Genomic DNA, 24,391 nt, shown 5'->3' on the forward strand with positions numbered 1-24,391 from the left:
CTAGAAAATATCCAGCTTGAGCAGGCCGGCATCCAGAATAATCTTGGCCGAAGCCTCATAGTGGGTTCGCAAGCGCGCAGCCAAGGCAGGTGCATCCCGATCAAGTGCCGCCTGCAGCATGGCCTCATGCTCGGCCTCAACATTTCGGTGCGTGGCACCCTGCGAAGCGGCCGCCCAACGCCGGTAGAGCAAGGTGGAATTGGCCAGGTTGGCCGACAGCTCAAGGATCGGCGGGCAGGCGCATGGAGCCAGCAGCAGCTGATGGAAATCGCGGTGCGCCTTACCCCATTCAGGGGTGAACTGCTCCGGGTTATCTTGTTGCCGGCGCGGTGCCTTGGACAGCCTGTAATGCGTGGCAATCAGCGCGGACTCCCACTCCAGATCCCCGCGGGTGATGGCCAGATTGACCGCCAATTCCTCGGTGACACAGCGCAGCTCAGTCTGATCCTGCAACTGCTGCAGGTTCAGCTCCGGTACGAAAAATCCGCGGTTGGGGATCGCCGCCACCAAACCCTCACCGGAAAGCCGGGTGAGGGATTCGCGGATAACGGTGGTGCTGGTGGAAAAACGCTGGGCCAGATGCGGGGGAGCAAGGCGCTCGCCGGGCATCCACGCGCCATCAAGGATGGCTTCGCGGATGCCGGACAGGGCAGCTTCTGCTGGCCTAGCCACGAGTTCCTTGTTTGGCGGCACCGAAGGTGCGCAGCACGGTGGCCTTGGCGCTGAGCGCTTCCAGAAGTTGGTCGACCTCGCGTGCTGGTGCAATGCCTGCTACATAGTAGTCTGGACGCACCAGCAGTACGGTACCGGTGGCGGTATCGAAGACCCGGTTGATGTCCTTGGCCCTCACGCTATCGCCGTCCTGATTGGTGAAGACCAGCTGGGATCCGGCAGCCACCTCAATGGTGTTCCAGCCGGCCGACAGCAGCTCGTCGAGCATCACAGTGGCGCCATTGACCTCAAGGTTTGGCTGCGGAAGCATGCGACCGGCAAAGTTCTGGGCCAGGTGCGGAACCCCGGAAACCGGTGCGGCGACGGTGCCGGTGGTGTAGTGAGGCTGCTTGAGGAAGCGCATGCCGGTTAGCCAGCGGTTCAGCGGTGGGATGATGCGGGTGCTGGTGACCACGGCATCGCGCACGCGGGTGATCACGGGGTTGGTGTTCATCACTACCCAGCCGATGCGCTTGGAAAGCTTGACCATTTCCTCGGCATGCGGGCGACGCTCGGTTTCGTAGTCATCGATGAGCACTTCGCTTGCTTCACCCTTGATGACCGCGGCCAGGCGCCAAGCAGCACCCACGGCGTCGCGGATGCCGGCGTTCAGCCCCTGCCCTGCGAAGGGCGGCATCAGGTGCGCGGCGTCGCCGGCCAACAGGATGCGTCCCTTGCGGTAGGTGTCGGCGATGCGCTGGTGTGCGGTGTAGACCGCGGCGCGGCGTACGGAGACCACGTTGGTGTCCTGGAATGGTGCGACCAGGGCGGTGATGGATTCGGGGGTGATCATCGCGTCGCCATCTTCGTGATCGAAGAGCATGAATTCATAGCGGCGGCGGCCACCGACCCCGGGGACCACTACGGCCGGGCGCTGCCCGTTGCAGTGGAAGGACGCGAAAGGTTCGGGGTTGCCCGGCACATCCAGCAGATCCACCACGATCCAGCGTTCGGTTTGGGTGGAACCCTGCAGGCCGATGCCCAGTTCGCGTCGGGTGAAGGAGCGACCGCCGTCGCAGGCAAGTACCCATTTGGCTTTGAACTCGAGGGCGGTTTCTTCGCCTTCTGCTACTGCGTAGGGGTTCTGCCCGGTGTCTGCTGCCTTGGAGCCGTTGAATCCGGTGGTGGCTTCGCCGGTGCGGGTGGCGTGCACGATCACGTGGTCGGCATGCTGTTCGATCCTGGTGGCCGCGGTGGCGTAGTGCAGGCCCAGGTTCTGGCGCAGTGTGGCGGCCTCGTAGAGCAGGCCTTCCATGATTGGCTGGTCGAACTGGCTCTTGCCGGGCTGACCTAGGCGGGGTTTGCCGGGGCGAACGTCGGCAATGACCTTGCCGCCCAGGCCGAAGTAGCGGGCACCGGTGTCCATGAGCATCTGCGGTCCCAGCTCATCCATGATTCCCAGGTGCGCCATGACGCGCAGGGTTTCATCGGTGGCGCTGATGGCACGTGGCTCATCGCCACTGCCCGGGTTCTTTTCGATCAATGCAACCTGCAGGCCGGTATCTGCCAGCAGGTTGGCGGCGGTCAGGCCGGTGGGACCCGAGCCGATGACCAGGACGTCGATTTCATGAGACTGTGCCACTGCCCGCTACTTCCTTTGTGCTTCGTGTATTAACAGTGCGCGGCTGCGCGTCAGGCGGTGGCGCCGGCGGTGGCCTGTGCGCCAGCCAGCAGCGTAGCCTCGTCGGCCACGGTGTTGCGCAGGATGCCCAGGCCGGTGATCTCGACCTCGACGACGTCGCCGTGGTTGATCAGGCCCTCTGGACCGTAGAACAGGCCCACTCCGCCCGGGGTGCCGGTGACGATCACGTCGCCCGGGTTCAGCTGGGTGAAGCCGGTGACGTAGTTGATCAGGGTCGGGATGTCGAAGACCAGGTTGGATACCGGGGCGTTCTGGCGCACTTCGCCGTTTACGCGGGTTTCCAGTACAGCGGTGGTGATGTCGCCCAGATCGGCTGCGGGAACCAGGTACGGTCCGAAGCTGCCGGTGCCCGGGAAGTTCTTGCCCGGGATCCACTGGCTGGCGGCCTTCTGCCAGTCGCGCACCGAGAAGTCGTTGTAGCAGGCGTAGCCGGCGATGTGGTCCCAGGCGTCTTCCTTCTCCACGTGGAAGGCTTCCTTGGAGATGACCAGGGCCATTTCGCCCTCGTAGTCGAACTTGGTGGTGGAAGTCGGCTTGACCGCAGGGGCCAGGTGGCCCATCTGCGAGTCGGCGAAGCGGGTGAAGACGGTCGGTGCGGTCTGCCCGGTCTTGCCCGACTCTTCCTGGTGGGCCAGGTAGTTCACGCCGATGCAGATGATCTTGCCCGGGTTGGTCACCGAGGGCAGGAAGTCGATCTCGGCCTCGGCAATGGTTGGCGCGCCGGACAGGTCCAGCTGGGTGCCGAAGATGCCCTTTTCGATCGCGTCGCGGGTATTGGCGGCCAGGTTCTTGCCGGTGGGGCCCAGATCGTAGACGGTGCCGTCGATGGACACGCCCCAGGTTTCGGTGCCGTCAGCTGCCTTGAAGGATACGTACTGCATGGTGGTGCCTTTCGGGTGTTCTAGATGAAGGTTTTCAGTTCGGTGACAGTGGGAATGCCGAAGGTGCGGAAGTCCTCGGTGCGGCGGTTGGACCACATGTTCCACCAGTTCTCGTCTTCGCCCCAGATAATGGGATCGCGCTCATCGTCGTAAATCTGCTCCAAATCGGTGTAGAGCTCCACGACCGCGCCGGAGGTTTCCACGTAGTAGGCGGCGATGTTGTGGCCGGCGCCGTGGCGGACCGGGCCCCAGATCAGTTCGCGGCCGGCCGCGCCCAGGCGGTCGCCCAGCTTGGCGAGGTCGCCGATCGACTGGGCCTGCCAGGCGTGGTGGTGGAAGGTGCCCTGGCCCTTGATCAGCGCGATGCCGTGGTGATCCGGGTTGCAGCGCATGAAGTAGGCGAAGTCATCCCCGATGACATCCGAGAGGCGGAAGTCGAAGATCCGGCGCAAAAATTCCATCATGCCGCGCACGTCGCGCGGGTGGAAGTTGATGTGGCCGTAGCGGTCCGGGCCGAAGGAAAGCAGGCCGCGGTCGTTGTGCTGCATGCCGGTGTAGACCTCGAAGATCCAGCCTTCGGGGCCGATGAACGAGAAGCCGTCCTGCACGCCGGCGGAGACCGGGGTTTCGGAGACGATTCTGAAGTTCTCGTTGGCTACGCGCTTGCGGATCTCGCGCAGCGCGTCGCCGTTCTGCGCGATCAGGCCCAGGGAGTGGATGCCGTTGACTTCGGACTCGACGTAGGTCAGCTCGTGGTGCACTGAGTTCGCTGCGAGGTAGGCCTCGTTGCCGGTGCGTTCGGTGACGCGCAGGCCGAGCAGCTGCGTGGCGTCGAAGATGGATCCTTCGATGTCATTGGTCTGGATGGACACGTGGCCCATTTCCCTGATTAATCCCCAAGCCATGGTGGATCCCTTCTGTAGCCGATAAAAATATTGCGACCTAGATAATTAGATTATTTGCATTAAGTTAGATTGTCTAGTGCTTTCGGAAAAAGACTCGCGCGCCTGCGCGAGCCGACCTGCTGGTCCGCAAGAACAGGCGCGCAAAGACTAGGACAAAACCGGTCGCCTGGTGCTGAACTGACGCTGAATTTCGCGCTTGATCAGGCCTGTCTCCCCCAGTGCTGTCAGTGATTGAGCACCCGTCTGGTGCGTAGGAAGAGCGTTATTATCGCTGGTAGCCGCGATTCCCAGACGGATAAATGACCCTAGGGCATCACCCAGAACCTTCGCCGTTTGCTCGAAGAGCTCATCGGCCACGCCATCGAGCATCGGGGCATCCTGCCAGTGCTCGCGGTTGCCAAAGAGGAACGGCAGCTCTAAGCAGTGGGACGAACCAGCGTGAGGCAACGGGGAGCGAACCTCGAAGCCCAGGAGCTGAACCTGGATGCCGGCAGCGGCTGCCGCGTCGGCCAATTCCACGGCATAGAGTTGAATCTGGTGCAGGCTCATCGTCCTGACCATGAGTGACTTGGCCGTTGCTTGCGGTTCTGCGGCAATCAGTGCGTCGAAGACTTCTTGCGGTTCATTGAAGTTCCCTGCAATAAACCCGCGCACACTATCGAGGGTGAATGCCTGCTCGGGGGCCATGCCAATGAAGGCACTTGCCTCATCGGCGGTGTAGGACAGCAATAGCTGCTTCACATGCAGGCGTTCGACTGCCCGCGCGGTATCAAAAAGATCCGCCGGAACGGACTCATCGGCACTCGGGTAGAGGCCCAAGCCGCGCCCGGCCCAAGCCTGGGCCAGTGCTGTGCCGGCAGCCAAGAGCTGCTCGGAGCTGGCCTCGGCCAAGGCGGTGCCATTAAGCGCTTGGGCCATCACCGCATTGCGTTCCTGCGCCTGGGTTTCACCCATCGGAGGCTGGAAGGACAGCGAACCAACGTAGAGCCTGTCGAACAGTCCACGGGCTGCCTCAAGCTGGGCCAATGCGAAGGCCCAGAAGGCACCTGCGGACTGGCCTGCCAGGGTGACTTCCTGCGGGTTGCCACCGAGTTCAGCAATATTGCGCTGTACCCATGCGAGGGCCAAGAGCAGTTCTTCGGGCGGCGTATTCCCGCCGCCCACCTGCTGATTGTGGGCCAGCAATCCGATGCGGTAGTTGACCACGGCCACCACGCAGTTCTGCTTCTCCGCAAAGTCCTGCGCGTCGTACCAGCGCACGGTGCCGGCGCCGGAAACGAAGCCGCCGCCGGGAAGGAAAACCATCACCGGAAGGTCCTTGGCATCCTGCGGAGCAAAGACTGCAACCTGGAAAGCATCCTCGGACTGGGGCAGTTCCTGCAGTGCAGGACCTAGCAACCAATCCAGGGAACCTGGGGCCTGCGGGAAAATTGCCGGCTGCGCTGTGGTGAGTCCGGTGGCTTCACTGAGCTTGCCGAAGCGCCCGGCGCTGCGCTGCGCGTAGCTGTAAACCCCCATGCCTAGCGGATTTCCGTGTACTGCGACCGGTCGACCGCGCGGGTGATGTTCCAGTACTCGACGATCGGGTAAGGCCAGATCTGCGAGACGCGGCCGAACTTGTTCTTGTACCAGGTGTGCACCTCGGGGTGGCCCCAGGCCTTCTGCGCGTTGGCGGCATCGAGATCCGCCACGAACGCGTCGAGCACCTCCTGCTTCAGGTCCAGTGCCTTGATCTCCTTGTCGAGCACGATGTTCAGTGCATCCAGGATGTAGGTCAGGCCGTACTCGATCATCGAGAACAGCGAGCCGTTGACCACATGCCCGGTATTCGGTCCGGAAACGATGAACAGGTTCGGGAAGCCCGGCACGGTGGCCCCGGCGTAGGCGGTGGCGTTGCCGCCCCAGTATTCGTGGATGTCCTTGCCCTCGCGGCCGGTGATGCGCAGCGGCTCGAGGAATTCGGAAGCCTGGAAGCCGGTGGCGTAGATGATGACGTCCAGCTCGTGCAGGGTGCCGTCGCCATCGATGATCCCGTCCTCGGTCATTTCGCTCATGCCCGAGGTGACCAGGGTGGTCTGCGGCTTCTTCAGGCTCTTGGCCCACACGCCGTTATCGCGCAGCATGCGCTTGCCGCCCACGATGTAGTCCGGGGTGACCTTGGCCAGCAGGTCCGGGCGATCGGCGTACTGCTCCTTGAGCATCTCGGTCAGCTGTTGGCGCACGCGCTCGTTGACCGCGGACACTGAACCGTCCTTGGTCCAGTTAGGATCCGCGGCGGTGGTGTGCTGGCGGCCCTCGACGCCCAGCCAGTGCTGCCAGAAGCGCAGCCACTGGCCGTACTGCGGCAGGTGCTCGACCAGCCAGGTCACCGATTCGGGCATGTCCTCGTAGTAGAACGGGGTAGGCAGCATCCAAGGGGAGGAGCGCTGGAAGATCTTGAGCTCTTCGACCTCATCCACGATGGCTGGGACGATCTGGTAGGCGCTGGCGCCGGTGCCGATGACGGCAACCTTCTTGCCCTTCAAATCGATGCCCGGCTTCCATTCGGCCGAATGCACGTGGACGCCGGCGAACGTGTCGTGGCCCGGGGTATCGGGGAACTTCGGGCGGTCCAGCTGGCCGACGGCGGTCAGGACGGCATTGAAGCGGCGTTCCTGGACTTCGCCGCCGTCCACGATCATGGACAGCACCCAGCGTCCGTCTTCTTCATCCCAGGTAGCCGAAAGCACCTCGGTGCCCATCTGGATGTTCTGCGTGATGCCGCCGCGTTCCGCGACGTCGCGGGTGTATTTGTGGATCTCGGGGCCTTCGGAGAACTGCTGGGGCCAGTCATCGCGCTGCGCGAAGGAAAATGAATAGGCGTAGTTGGGGGTATCGAGGCGCACGCCCGGGTAGGTGTTCTTCCACCAGGTACCGCCGACTTCGTGGCCCTTCTCGAAGACGGTGTAGTCCAGGCCGGCCTGCTTCAGCCGGTAAGCGGCGGCCATGCCGGCCACGCCCGAGCCGATGACTGCCACGGTGAAGTCGCGGGTGGGAGCAACCTGTTCCTTGGTGAAGGCCGGTGCGCCGCTCACTTCGGGAACCAATGCCATGTCGTGCTTGAGCATCTGGTGATAATCGGTGGTGGCCTGGTTGGTGATCCAGTCCAGGATCGTGGTGGCCTGCTCGTCGTCCAGGGTCTCCACCGAGGTGATTTTTTCATCGCGGATCCGGCGCAGTGCTTGGAAGGCCAATTCGCGGGCCGCTTCCTGAGCTGCGGCGTCCATGCCACCGTGCGGCTGGCCCACGGTGTCAACCGGCGGCTGCGGTGGACGCAGCTCATCACGAAGGATCGAGTAATCGCCGGTTGCCGCGGCCAGGGCCACCATCAGTGGCGGCAGGTCGGTGCTTGCAACGATCTTGCGCAGCTGCTCGTCGCTTTCGGTGATAGCCGAGTAGTTTGCACGCCAGTACAGGTCATCTACCTGTTTGGTGGCGGCGGTCTCGATCAGTGATTCGCTCATTGGTTACTCCTAGCAAGTCTTTTCGGGCCGTGCGCGACAGGGTCTGGCAGGCGCGTGATGTAACCAGTGTCACCTCTTGGTTATGCATAAGTCAACTAAAAATGTATTCTTCGCCGACTTTGGTATGATTTGTGTCATGGCGAAACGCACCGATTCAGAAACGATGTCAAAGCACATCCGCGACACCCTGCGCACCGATATCCTGGATGGGCGCTGGGAACCAGGCGCCCGGCTGCAGCTCACGCATCTTTCTGAGCATTACGAAACCTCGAGTACGGTCATTCGCGAAGCGTTGACCCGGCTGGTGGGGGACAAGCTCGTCACCCTTCGACCCAACAAGGGCTTCTTTGTCCCGGAACTGTCGTTGGCCGACTTGAGTGACATCGTGGAAATGCGCTGCGTCAACGAGCAGCTGGCAATTTCGCTGGGCTTCGAACGTGCGCCATTGGAGTGGGAGAGCGAGCTGATGGCAGCGCACCACACCCTGGAGCGCACGCCGCGCCGTTCGGACGAAGACCCGGATAACCACACCCCGGCATGGAATCACGCGCATCAGAACTTCCATGACAAGCTCGTTGAGGCCTGTGGTGTTCCGTTGCTGACCGAGGTGACTCGAACCTTGTCTGACCTGATCCAGCTCTATGGACGCTGGGCCGGACCGGCCACCCGTGACGCCAAGCGGGACCTGGACAAGGAGCATCGCGATATCCTCAACGCCGCCCTGGACCGCAATGCGGAACTGGCTGGCCAGCTATTGCGTGCGCACTACGAAACCACGCTCAGTGCGGTGAAAAACGGTGGCGAGGTCGGGCTAGCCTGCTTGCCGCACGTGAAGCTGCTCAAGTAGCCAGAACCTTCGTGGGCATTCCCACGCCCAGGCCCTGACCCGGATTGCTGCAGCGGGAACATCCCCGACTGGTTCCGGAGCCGGCGCAAGCGCAGTTTCCATCATGATGCTGCACGCATCCGGCCTCTATCCCGGCAGTGTTTGGGCAACGCGGATGGCCGGCAAGCCTGTTTTGCGGCGCTATCAAGGCAAGAGCTGGGTCGCCGCTTTTCGCAGCGACCCAGCTTAAGAAGCCCGAATGGGAGTTCAGTAGCGTGAATGCATTCGTTCAAGGAACTGATTGCGCAAGGAATTAATAGCCTGGAGTGCCTGGCCCTCGCCGGTGTACACCGATGAATACGGGCCCGAGGGCATACGCATGAATAACGTGCTTCCCGGCTTCACCAAGGAGGGCCCGAGCACGGTTCCTGAAACATGGGTCCAGAAGATTCCCTTGCGCCGTGCTGCCAGCACCACCGAGATTGCCAAGGCCGTGCGCTTCTTGGCCAGCGACGAGTCAAGCTACATGACCGGACAGAACGTTCGCGTTGACGGTGGTTTTGCGCGCGGTCTCTAGCAGTGGCGTGGGTCCGGATGGTGGCGGGAACGAAACTAGTGCCAGCAGGAGATTATTTCTTTTTGCCCGATGCCAGAGCCCGCTTTTTCAGTTGGCGGCGTTCGCGTGCTTCTTCGACGAATAGCTCGCATACAAGGAGAACTGCGCCAGCGCCGACCATGATGAAAAATACTCGGATGCCTTCTGCCGGTGAATCAAAGATACTGCTCAGAAGTCCCGACATCAGAGCTGTTGGCACTGCGATCAGAATCAGAACCACGATAGCGATGAGGATCGCAAATGCACGCTTGGACAGGGACTGGAAGAAGTCTTTCACTTAACTGCTCCTCTGGCGCTCATTCGGGATTCGTCGGTTTGCATATGCTCAATACCAGTGTGATCACGATTGCGCGTTGTGCCCGATCTTCTCCACTTTATATCAATGGTTCATTAAATCAACGCATGTAAAAATGGAGTGTGCTGTACTTTCCTAGCATCTTCCGAGCTGGCGGGGGGCGTATGCCCAATTCTCTGTCGACGCTAATTCCGGGGAAGAGCCATATGAAAATCCCCCCACTGCCTATTGCGGTGAGGGGATCATGCGTGGCTCAAGGCGCGGGCTTGGGGCTAGACGCTGGAGCGCTGATCGCGGAAGCGCGCAGGCCAGACGCCCTGTTTGCCAGGGGCCAGGATCCCCGCCGGATCCAGTGCATCCTTGATCTTCTCCTGCAGGCGGCGTGCTGCGTTGTCGTTGAAGTCGAAGCCGTCGGCAATGCGGTCCATGTAGTCCACGTGGCTGCGGTACGGTGCGTAGCCGCGGGCGCGGGCCGCATCGAGCAGCTCGGAGTACAGGGCGCGCGCACGGGCGAGCATCTCCTGGTTGCCGCGCTCGAAGAAGATCATGGTCACGTGAACCATATGCCGGGGGTACAGGTGGTACCCGATGTACAGGTCGAAGCCGTGCTTCGCGTAGAGCTTCTTGGCTTCCTGGTAGAACTCGGCCACGAGTTCGCCGCGGGCCGGGATGATCGGCGCCGCGTCGATGTGTCCGCCGTTTTCAGCGGCCCAGCCCACGGTGGACAGCGGCTTCAAGGTCGGGACGCCGGCCATCTGGGTGCGGTCCTGGGCGGCGATGTCCTCATGCTGCAAGGCCAAGCCTTCTTCTCCCGAGTAGAACCGGGCGTCAACGCGGGCACCGGGGATCACGCTGATCCTGTCCTTGACGATTTGCAGGCGGCGTTCGCACAGTTCGCGGTCGCCGTAGAAGGCGAACTTGCAGTTCCACTGGCCAATGCCGAATTCCTGGCGCATTTCTTCCAGGCGCCAGTCGGGAATGGAACCTTCGCCATCCCAGAAGTCGGCGCGCGATCCGCGCATGGTTGCCGCGCGCACCACATTGCCGCATAGGGCATTGTTCTGGATGATTTCCTCGCGGCGCAAGGTGGTGAGGATGTCGATCAGTTGCGGCAGGTGCGCCTCGTCGTCGACGAAAATATCGCCATTGACGTAGGTGTGCGGCGCCGGCATCAGCCACAGTCCGACCTGGGTAACCACGCCGTAGTTGGACTGGGTGAACAGTCCGTCCAAGGTCGGGCCGAAGCCGCCCTGGAAGATCGGGCCCAGCTCGGTGCCGTCCATCGCGCCCATGCCGGTGCGGACCAGATCGCCGTCGGGCATGACCACTTCCATGCCGCACAAGGACTTCACGTGGTCGCCCAGCGGGGTCATGCCGTAGCCGCGGTCGAGCATATTGCCCATGACCGAGCCCCAGCCCAAGGCCGGAACCGACATCCAGACCTTCAGGCCGCGTTCCTTGATGTATTCGAAGAGATCGAAGAAGGTGACGCCGGGCTCCACCACGGCGTAGCACAGCCGTTCATCGACCGCGATGATGCGGTTCATGCGGCTCAAATCCAGCGCCACCATCCCGGTATCGCGTGGTTCGGGGCCGCCATAGCCCAGGTTCTTGCCGCAGGAGAAGGTCCACAACGGTACCTCGTGCTCGGTGGCCAGCTTGACGATGGCCTGCACTTCCTCGGTGCTGGCCGGGCGGATGCCGGGCCAAGGGGTACGGCCCGGGTTCAGCGGGTAGGGATCCAAGTAGCCCTCGGAATCTCCCAAGGGAACAACGTTTTCTGCGCCAACGATTTCCTTGGCTGCCTCAAGAAATTCTTCACGACGATCCATGATTCACCCTTCCACTGGCCATCGGCGAACGCCGCGGCCCCACTGTCTTAATCTAAAAAACTTGCTTTGTTTCGTGCCGTCATCAATATGCTTGATGACATGAATCTTGTGTCCCACCCGCAACTGACCTTGCGCCAGCTTTGGCACTTCGTTGTCGCGGCCGAGGCTGGAACCATGGCCGAAGCTGCCCGCCGGCTGCATCTGGCGCCTTCGGCAATTTCCATGTCCATCGCGGAACTCGAACGCATCGTCGGTGCCGAGCTGGCGATCAAGCGCCGGGCCAAGGGGCTGACGTTGACCGCGACCGGCAAGACCGTGCTGCTCCAGGCCCGGGAACTGCTGGAGCGGGCCCATGATCTGGAAACCATGGGCCAGGGAACTCGCGAAGAGCTTGCCGGCCCGTTAACCGTTGGCTGCTTCATGCCCCTGGGCCCGATCATCATTCCGCCCATGCTCAGTGCCTTTGCCCAGCAATGCCCGAAGGTGGAGGTCGATTTCCTGGAGGGGTTCCACCAGGAAATGCAGCATGCGCTGCTCGATGGTTCCATCGATGTCGCCTTCCTCTACGGATCGGAGATCTCACCAGCCTTGCGTTCGGCCACCGTGGCGATGGCCGAGGCCCAGATACTGCTGCCTTCCGGGCATCCGCTGGCCGCCAGCCCGTCGGTGTCATTGCGTGAAATCGCGAACGAGCCGTTGGTCCTCTTCGAATCCGAGCCGATCACCCAGCGCATCCTCGGCCTGTACCAGGGCAGCGGGCTGGAACCGATGATCCGGCACCGCTCGCGTTCCTATGCGACCGTGCGCTCGCTGGTCAGTACCGGCCGCGGGGTGGCTGTGCTGTTCCAGCAGCCGGCCCTGGAAGCACCCTATGAAGAGCTGAACGTGGTGCTCAAGCCGCTGAAACTCGATGACGAAAATATCGCCGTGGTTCCGGTTTCGGTGGCTTGGCCCCGCAGTTCGCGGCTGAACTCCCGTGCCCAAGCCTGGGTGGAAGTCGCCGCGGAACTCTTCGAGAATGCGGGCCGGCGCAGCTAGCGGCTAGACGCGCGTGCGGATCGAGGACGGGTAGGACAATCCGAAGTTATCCCGCAGGGTGGTGCCCTCGTATTCGGTGCGGAAGTAGCCACGATTCTGCAATTCAGGGATCAGCTTGTCGCAGATGAGCTTGAAGCCGCCTGGGTTGAACGGGGCGTTCAGGTTGAAGCCGTCGCAGGCCTTGGAATCGAACCAGTCGATCATGCGGTCTGCCACTGCCGAGGCGGTGCCGGCCATCCACTGGTGTCCGGTGGAGCGGGCCAGGTCAACGATCAGCTCGCGCAGGGTCATGCCCTGGTCCACCGACTTGCGGCGGTAGATCTGGTAGCGCGAACCCAGGGCCGGGTCATCGGAGAACCACTCGGCGGGAATCTTCTCGTTGAAGTCCAGCGAGGACAGATCCATCTTCAGATCGGCACCCACCTGCACGCGGCCGTTTTCCAGGTGGATGTGGTTGGCCAGTTCCTCGGCCAGCTCATCTGCTTCGGCCTGGGTGTCGCCGAGGATCGGCAGGATGCCCGGGATGATCTTGATGTCGTTGGGGTTGCGGCCCTTGGCAGCCGCCATCGCCTTGAACTTGGCGTAAAACTCCACCGATGGTTCCTTCAGCGGCTGCGCGGTGTAGATGCCATCGGCCACCGAGGAGCCCAGTTCCATGCCTGGTCCCGAGGAGCCGGCCTGCACCAGCACCGGGCGGCCTTGCGGGCTGCGCGGCATGTTGATCGGGCCCTGCACCTTGAAGAATTCGCCCTCATGGTTGATCGGGTGGATCTTGTCGGTGTCCACGTACCATGCCGATTCCTTGTCGTTGGTGACGGCGTCGTCTTCCCACGAATCCCACAACTGGTTGGCTACCTCGACGAACTCGGTGGCGCGGCGGTAGCGGGTGGCTGGATCCGGCGCGCAGTCCATGCCGAAGTTCTGGAAACCATCGGAGCTGGTCACGATGTTCCACCCGGCGCGGCCACCTGACATGTGGTCCAGTCCGGCCATCTGGCGGGCCAGGTTGTATGGCTCCGAGAAGGAAGTGGAAACGGTTCCGATCAGGCCAATGTTCTTGGTGCGTGCTGCCAGTGCGGAAAGTACCGAGATCGGCTCGTAGAAGCCGTTCATCTTGATATCGCCGCGCATTACGGTGTTGGCATGGACGATGTCGCCGAAGAAGATGGCGTCCAGCTTGGCGTCTTCAGCAATCTTGGTCAGGTCGTAGACGAATTCCAGGTTGGCCAGCTCCTCGGAGCGCGAGCCGTCCATGCGCCACGAGTCCTTGTGGTAGCCAGCGGGGAGCATGAAGGTCGTGAGCACCATGTGCTGGGGGTTCTTGGGAGTCATTGAAACTCATCCTTTCCTGCGGATGTGACGGGAAGCACTGAGTCCATGGTTTCAAGAGTCTCTAAAGTCGTAAATGGAGAACTTTTGCGCCATAGCGTTCAGAAAAATTGATGTTTGGTGTTAAAAGCTGGTCCGCGTATCAACTGATACGCGGACCGGTGCCGGGGTTCAGGCGTTCAGCTTTGCGTTGGACGGCGCTGACGCGGCTGCCTTGGGAGGCAGGGCGGCGCCTTCCGGGCTGATGCGGATGGCGACCAGTCCGACGATCAGGATTGCCACCCAGAAGATGCCTACGGCGGTGATGCCGAAGCTGACGGCCAGCGCGGTGCAGATCATCGGGGTGAAGCCGGCCCCAAGGGTCGAGGAGCCCTGGTAGGCCAGCGAGGCGCCGGTGTAGCGGACATCAGCTGGGAACAGCTCGGAGATGTAGGCGCCGATCGGTCCGGCCAGGATGCCCTGGATGACGCCGTTGCCGACGATGACTGCAACTGCGAAGCCCCAGCCGGTGCCGTTGCTCATCAGGAAGACTGCCGGGAAGGCCCAGAGGATGCCGGCGGTGCCGCCGATGGTCAGGATCATCTTCCGGCCGTACTTGTCCGAGAGCTTGGCGGCCAGCAGGCAGACCACGATGGTGACCATGGCCGCGTAGCCCTTGGTGTTCAGCACAAAGGAGCGGTCCACGCCCTGGGCCGCGGCTTCGGAAACGCCCCACGAAGTCAGCACGCCCTGGCAGGTGTAGAAGCCAAGGGAAGCGATCAGGGTGATGATGACGGTGCGCGAATGGTTCTTCAGCACCAGCGAGATAGGAGTCTTGCGCTCCTGCTTGCGCTCGGCGGCCTTGGCATCCAGCTCCTGGAAGACCGGAGTTTCTGCGACCTTCAGGCGGATCACCATGCCGATGATGATCAGGACTGCCGAGAAGATGAACGGAATGCGCCAGCCCCATTCCAGGAACGCATCACCGGTGGAGAAGGAGATGAAGGAAACCAGGAAGGTGGCCAGCAAGCCACCGGCCGGTGCGCCGGCGTTAGCGAAGGAAGCTGCGAAACCGCGCTTGGAAGCGGGTGCATGTTCCAAGGCCATCAGGGTGGCGCCGCCCCATTCGCCGCCAACTGCGACTCCCTGGACCACGCGGAGCAAGACCAGGATGACCGGGGCAGCTGCGCCAATGGTTGCGGTAGTCGGCAATAGGCCAATGGCAACGGTGGCTACGCCCATCATCATCATGGAAAGCACCAGCATCTTCTTGCGGCCAAGGCGGTCGCCGAAGTGGCCGAAGACGATGCCGCCCAGCGGGCGGGCAATGTACCCGACGGCCAAGGTGCCGAAGGAGGCGAAGAGTGCCAAGCCCGGGCTCAGGTTGCCGAAGAAGACCTTGTCGAAAATCAGCGACGCCGCAGTGGCGTACAAGATGAAGTCGTAGTACTCGATGACGCTGCCCAAGAAGCTGGATCCGAGAATGCGGCGCAAATCCTTGGTGTTGAGGGAGTCGCTTGGCTCCATTGCCGGCACTGGCTGGTTCTGTTGCGAGTCGGACACGACGAGAACCCTTCCTGATCGCTGATGTGACTTAAGCCATAGTGGCCCATTTCACTAACCTTGTCCACTTTTTACGCATTTTAAGACAGATAATATTTTCTTCAGCCCTTGAAAACCGCGTGATCCTGCGGGTTTGAAAAAATTCTTCGACTCAGAGCTTGATCTGGGTCACATAAGTTATATAAACTGATGCACAGAATATATTTTTGAACCCGCTCAGCGGGACGCCCGATAAGGAGCAGCGAAGATGAGTGCACGCACTGGAGAGCAGTACCTGGCAGGGCTCAAGGATTCCCGCGAGGTCTGGCTGGGCGATCAGCGCATTGACGTCACCGAGCACCCGGCATTTGCCGGCTCGATCAACGGCATGGCCGCCTACTTCGACTACCAGCACAAGTACGCCGATGACTGCCTGATGAACGACGAACAGACCGGCGAACAGCACAACGTCTCCCTGCTGCGTCCCAAGAACGCAGAAGACATCGCCCGCCGCCACCGCGCGTTCGACCGCCTGGCCCGCTACTCCAATGGCATGCTCGGACGCACCCCCGACTACGTCAACGTGGTGCTCGCCGGCCACGCCTCGCGCCCGGACATCTTCGCCAAATCCGGCGACCCGGTCTACTACGAGCGCCTGGAGAACTACTGGCGCCATGTGCAGGAAAACGACCTGGCGCTGACCCACACCATCGTGCACGCGGCCATCGACAAGTCGGTCGGCGAACTGCAGGGCATCAATGAAGAGCTGACCCTGCGCGTGGTGGACCGCACCGCTGAAGGCCTGATCGTGCGCGGCGCGAAGATGCTCGCCACCCTGGGCCCGATCGCCGACGAGCTCTATGTCTACCCGGCGGTGCCCATCCAGAAGGGCTACGAGGAATACGCGCTGTCCTTCGCGATCCCGGTCGCCACCAGCGGCGTGGTCTCGGTCTGCCGCGACCACTACGGCGTGGACCAGCCGGTAGTGGACAAGCCGTTCTCCTCGCGCTTCGACGAGCAGGATGCGGTCATCATCTTCGACGACGTGCTGGTCCCTTGGGATCGCGTGTTCATCGACGGCCAGCTCGATGTCTACAATTCCCTGAACGCCGGCACCGCCACCGGCAACACCCAGCAGCAGACCGCCATCCGCGCCTCGGTGAAGCTGGAGTTCGCCTACGACCTGTGCGTGCAGATGGCCAAGGTCACCGCCACCGACAACAAGCCGGACACCGCATCGATGCTCGGCGAGATCTATTCCTACCTGCGCATCGCCCGCGCCGTGATCCACTCGGCCGAGGTCAACGCGTCCGAATGGGGCGGCGGGGCGTTCTTCTGCCACGACGACATCTCCGCGCTGCGCACCATGATGCCCATCTGGATGGCCCGCGTGAACGACATCATCAAGTCCATGGGCAGCCACAACCTGCTGGCCACCCCGACCGCGGCCTCCTTCGAGGACCCGCGCCTGGGCCCACTGCTCAAGAAGTACCTGCCGGGAGCCAACGGCATCGCGCCGGAGGAACGCGCCAAGATCTTCCGCACCGCTTGGGACTTCGCCGGATCCGCCCTGGGCAGCCGCATCGAACTGTACGAGCGCTTCTACCTGGGGTCGGTCAGCCGTGCCCGCGGGCTGGATCACCGCAAGGCACAGATGAAGGGCGAGACCGGTGCCTTCGAGGCGATGTTCGCCGAGGTGGGCATCAGCCCGGTGATCGCCGAGCAGGCCGCACTGGACCTGGACGCCGCGGCAACGCGCGCCTAGGGAAGCAGGAAAATCATGGCTAACCCGACGCCCGATGTGCTCGACGCGCTGCTCGAGCACCTGCTGGAAACCCAGTACGGCCAGCTGCCGACGGCCACGATCCAGCGCGTGAACCAGCGCCTGCTGGATTCGGTGGGCGTTGGGCTGGCAGGGCACCGCGCCGACGACATTGCCGGACTCATCGAAGCGGCGCAGGCCTGGGGCCACGGCGATGAAGCAACCGTGCTGGGTACCGGAATCAAGCTTCCGGCCACCTCCGCGGCCTTCGTCAACGCGGCCCTGATCCGCTCCTTCGACTTCGAGCCGGTGGAAGCCGAAGGCCCGGCCGGCAAGCAGGTCGCCGCCCACATCTCCGGAACCACCGTGGCCGTCGTGCTGGCCCTGGCCGAAGCCACCGGCGCCACCGGAGAAGAAGCACTGGCCGCGCTGGCGCTGGGCGATGACCTGGCAGCCCGCCTGGCCATCGCCGGCGGCTTCGACGTGTACTCGGGGCAGGATAATACCGGCACCTTGAATGCCCTGGCCGCCGCTGGAATCGCCAGCCGGATGCTGGGCCTGGACAAGGCGCAGGCACGCCATGCCATCGGCATTGCGGTCAACCAGGCTTCGGGCAATGTGGCGGCGATCTTCGATGGGGCCAACGGCTTCAAGCTGCCCATGGCCTTCGCAGCCCGCTCCGGAATTTCCGCCGCGCAGCTGGCCAAAGCCGGCATGAAGGCGGCGGATGATCCGCTGACCGGCAAGCACGGCTACTTCCAGCTGTTCGGCATCGACGCGCAGCCGGAACTGGCGGTGGCGGATCTTGGCGTGAGCTTCCATGGGGACTGCACGATCAAGCCCTTTGCCAGTTGCCGGGCCGCGCAGCCTTCGCTGCAGGCCTGCGCGGAACTGGTGGCCGACGGCACGGTGGGCTACAAGGACATCGTATGCCTCACCGTCCACCTGAGCGAGCGGACCCTGAACGGATTCGTCGGGGCGCGCTTCGAGGCGGGGGACACCCGCACCGTGGCAGCCCTGTTCTCGGTGCACGCCACCGCGGCGATCGCCTTGATCCGCGGAACGGTTCGCCCCGAGCACCTGACCGCCAGCGCGCTGGCGGACCCGGAGCTGGCGCAGATGCTCGGGCGCATCGAGCTAGCCGGCACCCTGCCTAACAGCCAGCGGCTGACGGCGGAGATCACTGCACGGCTGCGCAGCGGCGAGGTGCGCCACGTGCGCGTGGAGCACCCGGACGGAAACATCTTGCGCACACCCCTGGAGCATGACCAGGTAGTTGCGAAGTTCTCGAAGAATCTCGAGTTCTCGCATCCAGAACTGGCAGCACGCAAGGACGCGTTGCAGCACCAGCTCGAACACCTCGCCAGCGCACCGGATCTGACTGATCTGATGGCGGCGCTGGACCCCGCTAGAAACTTCACCCCGAATTACCAGGAGCAACTCCCATGAGCATCACCAACTTTGAATCGGTCACCCCAGTAGACATGAACACCTTCCGCAACGTCGTAGGCCACTTCGCCTCCGGTGTCACGGTGATCACCACGGCCGTGGACGGCCAGCTCTACGGCACCACCGCTTCGGCAGTGTCCTCCCTGTCGATGGAACCGCCAATGATGCTCGCTTGCCTGAACCGCTCCAGCTCCACCCATGACCGGGTAGTTGAAGCAGGCGTCTTCGGCATCAACATCCTGGCCGAGGACCAGGGCGCGCTGGCCTTCCACTTCGGCCGCAAGGGCGAGGACAAGTTCGCTACCGTGCCGCATACCCTCTCCGCGGAGGGCATCCCGCTGATTGACGGCGCATTGGCCACGATCGTATGCCATGTGGCCGAAACCCCGACCGGCGGTACCCACACCGTTTTCCTGGGACTGGTCAGCCACGCTGAAGCCCATGACCGCGAACCGCTGGCCTACTACCGCGGAACCATGGGCCGCCTGGAGCCGACCAAGGAGTTGGGTGCCTACCAGGCCACCCGCACCTGGGTGCTGCTGCGCACCAGTCCACTGGGCGAAGACCTCGACGTGGATGCCATCGCCGCGGCTTCCCGGGCCGACGCTGATCATGTAGCCAACGCGCTGGTGAAGCTGGAAAGCGAGCACCTGGTCTTCCGCACCGAAAGCGGAAAATACCAGCCAAAGCCGATTACCGCAGAATTGACCGATTCGGCCTACGACTCGCGCGCCACCATCGAGTCCGGGGTGATCGCCTCGCACCTGGGCAAGATTTCCGAAGAGACCATTTCCAGCCTGCGCGAGATCACCGCGAAGCTGGCTGACCTGCGTGAGACTTCGGAATCCGACCTGGAAGAGTTCTTGGCCCTGAATGTCGCCTACCACGATGCTCTGGTTGGCGTTGCCGGCTCCAGCCAGCTGGTGGATTCCTTCCGCCGTTTGGGAATTGGCACCGTCTGGCGCCAAGCGCTGACCGCAGAGCAGTGGTCGCGCCAGCTGGACCACCGCCACGTTGCAGAATTGACCGAAGCGCTGGCTGCCGGTGACGCGCCAGCGGCCCAGGCAGCGCTTGCCGCGCACACCGAGTTCGGCAAGGCGCTGGCTCGTGAAGCAGTGGCCCGCCATGGCGGCCAGGTCTAGGCGTTGAGGCGATAGCCACTGTGGAAAGGCGGCAGGTTGGAAGATCCAGCCTGCCGCCGTGGCTTTTAAAGCGTCGAAGTGCGGGCCTATTGCGCTGTGGCCCCGACAAAGAGGCGCAGCTTCCACTGGCCGCCGGTCTTGGCCCACACCGTGCGGTTGGCAGTTGCCAGATGCTTTTCGACGCCTCCGGAAATCAGATGCATTTTCATGCTGCCTTCGACGACCACCACGTTGCCCTCCTGGGTAACGGACTCGAAGTCGTGGCTGAGCGCCAAATATTCGACGGCCCCGGAACCGAGCAGTTCCAGCAATGAGTCGCGGTCATCGACACGACCGGTGGAGTGGGTGTACTGCAAATCCGGCTCAAGCAGGTTCCCCAAGGTTTCGAGGTCACGGGCGAGCATGGCCGAAAGGCGCCGTTCTTCTGCGATGCGCAGTTCCGATTCAAGTGCCGCAGGGTCAATAGTCGTCAACGGTGATGGCTCCTAAGTAGCGTTTGGTTCGTAGGCAATCTACCAATAAGCAGTGGCGATGTGCGGATATTAGCGAGTGCTTTTACTGGGTGAGATGGAGTTTCAGGGTTGATCCCAGAAGTGGAAACTATCAGCCGAGGGTATGAGCCGGGCACGGGATAGTTACCTCGCATCGCTGATTCCCCGGGCCGCGGAAATTTCTACGATGGAATCATGCTCAAGAAAAAGTACCTCGCCACTGGCGCGCTCGCCCTTCCCTTCGCTCTCCTGCTCACCGGCTGCAGCGGTTCTGATCTCTTCGTCGACAAGTACGATGAATCCACCACTCGAACTGCCAAAACTTCAGAGAAGGCCGTGGCCGATGGTGTGCTGCCCGACTGGGTTCCGTCCGGCGGCACCGACGTTCAGCTGGTCCAGCGCAATACCGGCGCTGAACGCATCTTCATGCTGAACTACGACGGCAAGCTGGACAGCGAACAGTGCAAGGCTCTGGAAACCGTTGGGAATCCGACCGAAGCAGAACTGGCCAAGGCCTACGCTTCTGACCCGCGCACCAAGAACCTCGAGCCTGACGAGATCTCAGCTACCCGCACCTTGGATGCCGACTGGTGGCCAGCCGATGGCCAAAGCGAGACGACTGATCTGTGCGGGCGCTTCTGGGTCCATCAGTCAGAGGGCAAGCTCTATGCCTTTGCTCCGGACATGGTTGCCCAGGTCCAAGCCATCGAGAAGGAGCGGGCCGCCAAGGAAGGCAAATAGAGGCTGGCCGCCACTAGCTGGGCTGCAGGCCGCGAACCAGGAAACTGGTTCGCGGCCTGCAGCTTGTTGCTCATGCGGATCAGAAGCGGATCACGCTGCGGGCGATGGACCCGGTTTCCTGCTTTGCATAGGCTTCGTTGATCTCGTCGAGCTGGATCTCCTGCGCCACCAGGTCATCGAGATTCAACCGGCCCTGCAGATAGAGCTCGGCGTAGTAGGGAATGTCATTGCGGACCGTGGAGGAGCCCATGTAGATGCCGTGGAGATTGCGCTGCGGGATCAGCAGGTCCAGCATGATATTCATTTCCAGCGGCTTGCCCTGGGGAATGCCGATGAAATACACGTGTCCGCCGGTTTTGGCGACTTCCAGGGCCTGGCGCTGCGTGGGGGCAATGCCGATGGCTTCGAAGGAATGGTGGACTCCGCGGCCGGTGATGGCGCGGATGGCGCTGACCACGTCTTCGGTGCCGCCGTTGATGACATGGGTGGCTCCGAATTTCTTGGCCAGCTCCAGCTTCTCTGGCTGCAGGTCAATGCCGATGATGGTCTTGGCGCCGGCCAGCTTGGCTCCCTGGATGACATTCAGGCCGATGCCGCCCAAGCCGATGACCGCGACGGTTTCCCCGGGGGAAACCTTGGCGGCGTTGAGCACCGCGCCCACGCCGGTGGCTGTCGCGCAGCCAAGCACAGCAGCCTGCGCGAATGGGATTTCCTTGGGCACCCTGACCAGCTTGTTCTGGTGCAGGACCGTGTACTCGGCGAAACCGGCCACGCCGAAGCCTTCTACGCGCTCGCCGTTGCGCGTCAAGCGTGCCGGGGTATCCGGTCCGCGCAGCGCATGCTGGGGATTCAAGCAGCGGTATGTCGCTCCGTTGACGCATTCTTCGCAGCTCCCGCAGAAGCTGATTTCCGTGGCGATGACATGGTCTCCCACTTCGAAGTCGGTGGCTTCGGGGCCTAGCGCGACGACGGTGCCAGCCATTTCGTGGCCGACCACCATCGGCAAGGGGCGCCCGCGGTCTACGGTGGCAACTATGTGGTCCGAGTGGCACAGGCCTGCGGCTTCGACCTTCACCAGAACTTCTTGCCCCCGCGGCTCGTCGACTTCGAGTTCCTCGATGCTGAAACCTTCGCCGATGGAGTTGATGACCGCTGCGCGCATTGCAGATCCTTCGTTAGATTCTTATTCTAAAAATGCATTATTTCTAATAGTATATTTTCATTAGTGTTCTGCGTCACCCCCTTTGCGCGACTATTTTCTGGAGGAAGCATGAAAGCAGCAGTCGTTTCTGAAGTTGCCGGCTCTTTTGATGTCCTGGACATCAGCATTGACAACCCTGAAGCCCATGAAGTCCTCATTGACGTGAAGGCCAGCGGCCTGTGCCACTCGGATTTGCACGTGGCGACGTCGGACATCGGCTTCCCCATGCCAGCGGTGCTCGGCCACGAAGTCTCGGGTCTGGTCGTGGGCGTCGGTTCGGCCGTCACCTCGCTCTCGGTGGGGGACCGCGTGGTGACTTCTCCAGTGCACAGCTGCGGGGTCTGCAAGGGATGCCGCACCGGCAAACCCTACCAGTGCCGCGTGCCCTCGCACACCGACCGCACCGCGCAGCAGAATCCGCGATTGTCCCTGGGTGGGCAGCGGCTCACCCAGTTCATCGGTGTTGGCGGCTTCGCGGAACAGGTGCTGGTGCATGAGAACACCGTCGTAAGGGTTCCGGACGCTATCCCGTTCGACCGCGCGGCGCTGCTTGGCTGTGGAGTGGTCACGGGTGCTGGCGCGGCTATTAATACCGCGCGCATCCGTCCAGGCGATACCGTTGCCGTGATCGGCGCCGGTGGTGTCGGGCTGAACGTCATCCAGGGCGCGAAACTGGCTGGCGCGACCCGCATCATCGCTATCGACCTGCAGCCGGCCAAGCTGGAGCTGGCCAAGGTCTTCGGTGCCACCGACGTCATCAACGGCGGGGAGGGCGATGCGGTGGAAACCGTCAAGCGGATTGCTGGCGGGGGAGTGACGCATGCCTTCGAGGTCATCGGCCTGCAAGCCACCAGCGAGCAGGCGGTGGCCATGCTGGAAATTGGCGGCACCGCGTACCTGATTGGCGTTCACAAGCCCGGCGCGCAGATCAGCATCACCCCATTTGGAGACCTGATGGGACGCCAGAAGGGCATCCGTGGCGTGGCCATGGGGTCGAGCAATATCCAGGTGGATATCCCCATGTACGCCGAGTTGTATCTGCAGGGCCGTTTCAAGCTCGACGAACTGGTGTCAGCGCATATCAGCTTGGATGAAATCGACAAGGGATACGAGCAGCTGCGTGGCGGTGCGGTGGCCCGAAGCGTGATTACCTTCTAGATTTATCGACGCCGGTCGCTGAACGAAGCAAGGCCAGCAGTTCACTGATCTGCTGGCCTTGTTTCATGTTCTGGGGGGTGCTGCTACTCTCCGGTCTGCGCGCGGCGCTGTATGCGCGTGGCGTACAAGATGCAGCCCAGCAACCCGATGAAGCTGAGCGCAACCGCCACGGACCCGGTGATGCCGGGCAGGTGCTGGTTCCAGGTCATGTTCAGGGTGACAAGCAGAGACACCAGAAATCCTCCGGTGAGGTAACTGATTGCCGAACTCATGGTGAACCTTCCGTGGGCAGAACGTGCTCCCGTGAGCCTAGCATCGCGCCAGTCCCTGTCCAAGGATTTGCCGGTGCTGGTTATTTGCGAGACGCGTGCTCCCAGAGCACTTCATCCACTGTTACGGGCTTGTCAATGAGCTCGAAGCGTGCCATTGCATCCAGGCCTGACTGGAAAGCCTCTGCATCGAACGCGGTGCCTGCCAAGGCGAACCGCGTTGGAGCTTTTTCCACCGGAATCTGGTTGACCTCGGCGTGTATCTTCTGCACTTCCTCGAGGTTTGCTGCATCGGAGTAGAACTCCACTGCCTCTTTCATGGCCGATACGAAGGCCTTGGCAGTATCTGGATTCGCACCGGCCCACTGGGAAGTGCTTAGCCACAAAGTGCCCGGCTGATTCCCCTGGTACTCGCGGACCGGGTTGCCCAAGGAGGGGAAGCCGGCCGCAACCATCTGGTGGTAGAAGACGTCGCTGGGGACGACCGCGTCAACGGTCCCGGTCTCCACCGCGGCCTGCATCCCGGCGTAGGGCATGCCCACTTCGCTGAACTCCTCGGCGCCCACCCCTGCGTCTTCCAGGGCTTGGAAGACCGGCAGATCGCTGCCGGTCTTCACGCCGATGACACCGATGGTCTTGCCCTTGAGATCGGCAAGCCTCGCAATCCCAGAGTCCTTGGCGACGAGCACTCCGGAGTTATCGACGTTCGGGTCGACCACGCCATTCGAAGCCAGCGCTTCGATCGGCAGGCCCTTTGACACGGAGGTGGCGACGTTGACCCAGGAACCGGTGGCGATGTCCACCTCGCCGGAGATAGCAGAAGCAATCTGGGCGGCGGGGTCTGCGCCATTGATGATTTCAACCTCCAAGCCATGGTCTTCGAAGAAGCCTTGGGATTCGGCGAGGTAAGCCGGCTCGAACTGGATGCCGGCCACCGAGACCTTCAGCGGGATCAAGCCGCCCGGTGTTTCGGCGCCTTGCCCAGCGTTGCCGCAAGAGGCCAAGGCCATGGTGGAAACGAGCAGGACCGCGGACAGGGGCAGGGCCCGGCGCGCGGAAGATGGAGTTCTCAAGATGGC

At 62.4% G+C, this 24,391-nt stretch carries 22 protein-coding genes; 8 read left to right on the forward strand and 14 right to left on the reverse strand.

Annotation, left to right across the window (positions count from 1 at the left end):
• The 6 genes from ACP3TE_RS08045 to ACP3TE_RS08070 form a co-directional block, all read right to left on the reverse strand.
• Positions 1–672, reverse strand: coding sequence for a GntR family transcriptional regulator (locus tag ACP3TE_RS08045; RefSeq protein ID WP_105662279.1), 672 nt, complete (start codon positions 670–672; stop codon positions 1–3).
• Positions 665–2,293: an FAD-dependent monooxygenase gene (locus ACP3TE_RS08050; RefSeq protein ID WP_133833887.1), complete on the reverse strand. Its 1,629-nt coding sequence runs from the start codon at positions 2,291–2,293 to the stop codon at positions 665–667. Before ACP3TE_RS08050 ends, ACP3TE_RS08045 begins: the two co-directional genes overlap by 8 nt.
• Before the next feature lie 50 nt (positions 2,294–2,343).
• On the reverse strand, positions 2,344–3,234 hold the full coding sequence (locus tag ACP3TE_RS08055; protein ID WP_426735963.1) for a fumarylacetoacetate hydrolase family protein: 891 nt from the start codon (positions 3,232–3,234) through the stop codon (positions 2,344–2,346).
• A gap of 20 nt (positions 3,235–3,254) precedes the next feature.
• The gene (locus ACP3TE_RS08060; protein ID WP_426735965.1) at positions 3,255–4,139 is read right to left on the reverse strand and encodes a VOC family protein; all 885 of its coding nucleotides are present in this window, start codon (positions 4,137–4,139) and stop codon (positions 3,255–3,257) included.
• A gap of 147 nt (positions 4,140–4,286) precedes the next feature.
• Positions 4,287–5,657, reverse strand: coding sequence for a carboxylesterase family protein (locus ACP3TE_RS08065; RefSeq protein WP_426735966.1), 1,371 nt, complete (start codon positions 5,655–5,657; stop codon positions 4,287–4,289).
• Between the two features lie 2 nt (positions 5,658–5,659).
• Entirely contained in the window at positions 5,660–7,642 is a 1,983-nt protein-coding gene (locus tag ACP3TE_RS08070; protein WP_426735967.1) for a flavin-containing monooxygenase, read from the reverse strand.
• 136 nt (positions 7,643–7,778) lie between these two features.
• Here ACP3TE_RS08070 and ACP3TE_RS08075 point away from each other — a divergent pair, with 136 nt between their 5' ends.
• Both ACP3TE_RS08075 and ACP3TE_RS08080 read left to right on the forward strand, forming a co-directional pair.
• Positions 7,779–8,489, forward strand: a complete 711-nt coding sequence (locus tag ACP3TE_RS08075) for a GntR family transcriptional regulator (protein ID WP_166650759.1) — start codon at positions 7,779–7,781, stop codon at positions 8,487–8,489.
• A gap of 280 nt (positions 8,490–8,769) precedes the next feature.
• Positions 8,770–9,045 carry an SDR family oxidoreductase gene (locus tag ACP3TE_RS08080; protein ID WP_426735969.1) on the forward strand — a complete coding sequence of 92 codons (276 nt, stop codon included), beginning with the start codon at positions 8,770–8,772 and terminating at the stop codon, positions 9,043–9,045.
• Between the two features lie 52 nt (positions 9,046–9,097).
• Here ACP3TE_RS08080 and ACP3TE_RS08085 read toward each other — a convergent pair whose 3' ends face one another.
• Positions 9,098–9,361 carry a hypothetical protein gene (locus ACP3TE_RS08085; protein ID WP_426735970.1) on the reverse strand — a complete coding sequence of 88 codons (264 nt, stop codon included), beginning with the start codon at positions 9,359–9,361 and terminating at the stop codon, positions 9,098–9,100.
• 290 nt (positions 9,362–9,651) lie between these two features.
• The gene (locus ACP3TE_RS08090; protein WP_426735972.1) at positions 9,652–11,211 is read right to left on the reverse strand and encodes an FAD-binding oxidoreductase; all 1,560 of its coding nucleotides are present in this window, start codon (positions 11,209–11,211) and stop codon (positions 9,652–9,654) included.
• Positions 11,212–11,310: 99 nt separating this feature from the next.
• Between ACP3TE_RS08090 and ACP3TE_RS08095 the strand changes: the two genes are divergently transcribed.
• Positions 11,311–12,249: a LysR substrate-binding domain-containing protein gene (locus ACP3TE_RS08095; protein ID WP_166650760.1), complete on the forward strand. Its 939-nt coding sequence runs from the start codon at positions 11,311–11,313 to the stop codon at positions 12,247–12,249.
• A 3-nt stretch (positions 12,250–12,252) separates the two neighbouring features.
• On the opposite strand, the gene ACP3TE_RS08100 is transcribed toward ACP3TE_RS08095, so the two are convergent.
• Both ACP3TE_RS08100 and ACP3TE_RS08105 read right to left on the reverse strand, forming a co-directional pair.
• On the reverse strand, positions 12,253–13,581 hold the full coding sequence (locus ACP3TE_RS08100; RefSeq protein ID WP_133833893.1) for an LLM class flavin-dependent oxidoreductase: 1,329 nt from the start codon (positions 13,579–13,581) through the stop codon (positions 12,253–12,255).
• A 168-nt stretch (positions 13,582–13,749) separates the two neighbouring features.
• On the reverse strand, positions 13,750–15,120 hold the full coding sequence (locus ACP3TE_RS08105) for an MFS transporter (RefSeq protein WP_286134662.1): 1,371 nt from the start codon (positions 15,118–15,120) through the stop codon (positions 13,750–13,752).
• A gap of 247 nt (positions 15,121–15,367) precedes the next feature.
• Between ACP3TE_RS08105 and ACP3TE_RS08110 the strand changes: the two genes are divergently transcribed.
• The 3 genes from ACP3TE_RS08110 to ACP3TE_RS08120 are packed head-to-tail and all read left to right on the forward strand — an operon-like array spanning position 15,368 to position 19,452.
• Positions 15,368–16,864, forward strand: a complete 1,497-nt coding sequence (locus tag ACP3TE_RS08110; RefSeq protein WP_133833894.1) for a 4-hydroxyphenylacetate 3-hydroxylase family protein — start codon at positions 15,368–15,370, stop codon at positions 16,862–16,864.
• Between the two features lie 15 nt (positions 16,865–16,879).
• Positions 16,880–18,310 carry an MmgE/PrpD family protein gene (locus tag ACP3TE_RS08115; protein ID WP_133833895.1) on the forward strand — a complete coding sequence of 477 codons (1,431 nt, stop codon included), beginning with the start codon at positions 16,880–16,882 and terminating at the stop codon, positions 18,308–18,310.
• Positions 18,307–19,452, forward strand: a complete 1,146-nt coding sequence (locus ACP3TE_RS08120; protein ID WP_426735976.1) for a flavin reductase — start codon at positions 18,307–18,309, stop codon at positions 19,450–19,452. Before ACP3TE_RS08115 ends, ACP3TE_RS08120 begins: the two co-directional genes overlap by 4 nt.
• Positions 19,453–19,538: 86 nt before the next feature.
• On the opposite strand, the gene ACP3TE_RS08125 is transcribed toward ACP3TE_RS08120, so the two are convergent.
• Positions 19,539–19,925 (reverse strand): nuclear transport factor 2 family protein, encoded by a 387-nt coding sequence (locus ACP3TE_RS08125; RefSeq protein WP_105656458.1) that lies wholly within the window; start codon positions 19,923–19,925, stop codon positions 19,539–19,541.
• A 213-nt stretch (positions 19,926–20,138) separates the two neighbouring features.
• On the opposite strand from ACP3TE_RS08125, the gene ACP3TE_RS08130 reads away from it, so the two are divergent.
• Positions 20,139–20,684, forward strand: coding sequence for a hypothetical protein (locus ACP3TE_RS08130; protein ID WP_105656457.1), 546 nt, complete (start codon positions 20,139–20,141; stop codon positions 20,682–20,684).
• A gap of 79 nt (positions 20,685–20,763) precedes the next feature.
• On the opposite strand, the gene ACP3TE_RS08135 is transcribed toward ACP3TE_RS08130, so the two are convergent.
• Positions 20,764–21,846: a zinc-binding dehydrogenase gene (locus tag ACP3TE_RS08135; RefSeq protein ID WP_105662291.1), complete on the reverse strand. Its 1,083-nt coding sequence runs from the start codon at positions 21,844–21,846 to the stop codon at positions 20,764–20,766.
• Positions 21,847–21,954: 108 nt separating this feature from the next.
• On the opposite strand from ACP3TE_RS08135, the gene ACP3TE_RS08140 reads away from it, so the two are divergent.
• Positions 21,955–23,043 carry an alcohol dehydrogenase catalytic domain-containing protein gene (locus ACP3TE_RS08140; RefSeq protein WP_105656455.1) on the forward strand — a complete coding sequence of 363 codons (1,089 nt, stop codon included), beginning with the start codon at positions 21,955–21,957 and terminating at the stop codon, positions 23,041–23,043.
• An 83-nt stretch (positions 23,044–23,126) separates the two neighbouring features.
• On the opposite strand, the gene ACP3TE_RS08145 is transcribed toward ACP3TE_RS08140, so the two are convergent.
• Together ACP3TE_RS08145 and ACP3TE_RS08150 are read right to left on the reverse strand one after the other, a co-directional pair.
• The gene (locus ACP3TE_RS08145) at positions 23,127–23,276 is read right to left on the reverse strand and encodes a hypothetical protein (RefSeq protein WP_426735978.1); all 150 of its coding nucleotides are present in this window, start codon (positions 23,274–23,276) and stop codon (positions 23,127–23,129) included.
• A gap of 119 nt (positions 23,277–23,395) precedes the next feature.
• Positions 23,396–24,385 (reverse strand): ABC transporter substrate-binding protein, encoded by a 990-nt coding sequence (locus ACP3TE_RS08150; RefSeq protein WP_426735980.1) that lies wholly within the window; start codon positions 24,383–24,385, stop codon positions 23,396–23,398.
• Positions 24,386–24,391: the final 6 nt, after the last annotated feature.

Source organism: Glutamicibacter sp. 2E12, from assembly GCF_050030965.1.
Lineage (GTDB): Bacteria > Actinomycetota > Actinomycetes > Actinomycetales > Micrococcaceae > Glutamicibacter.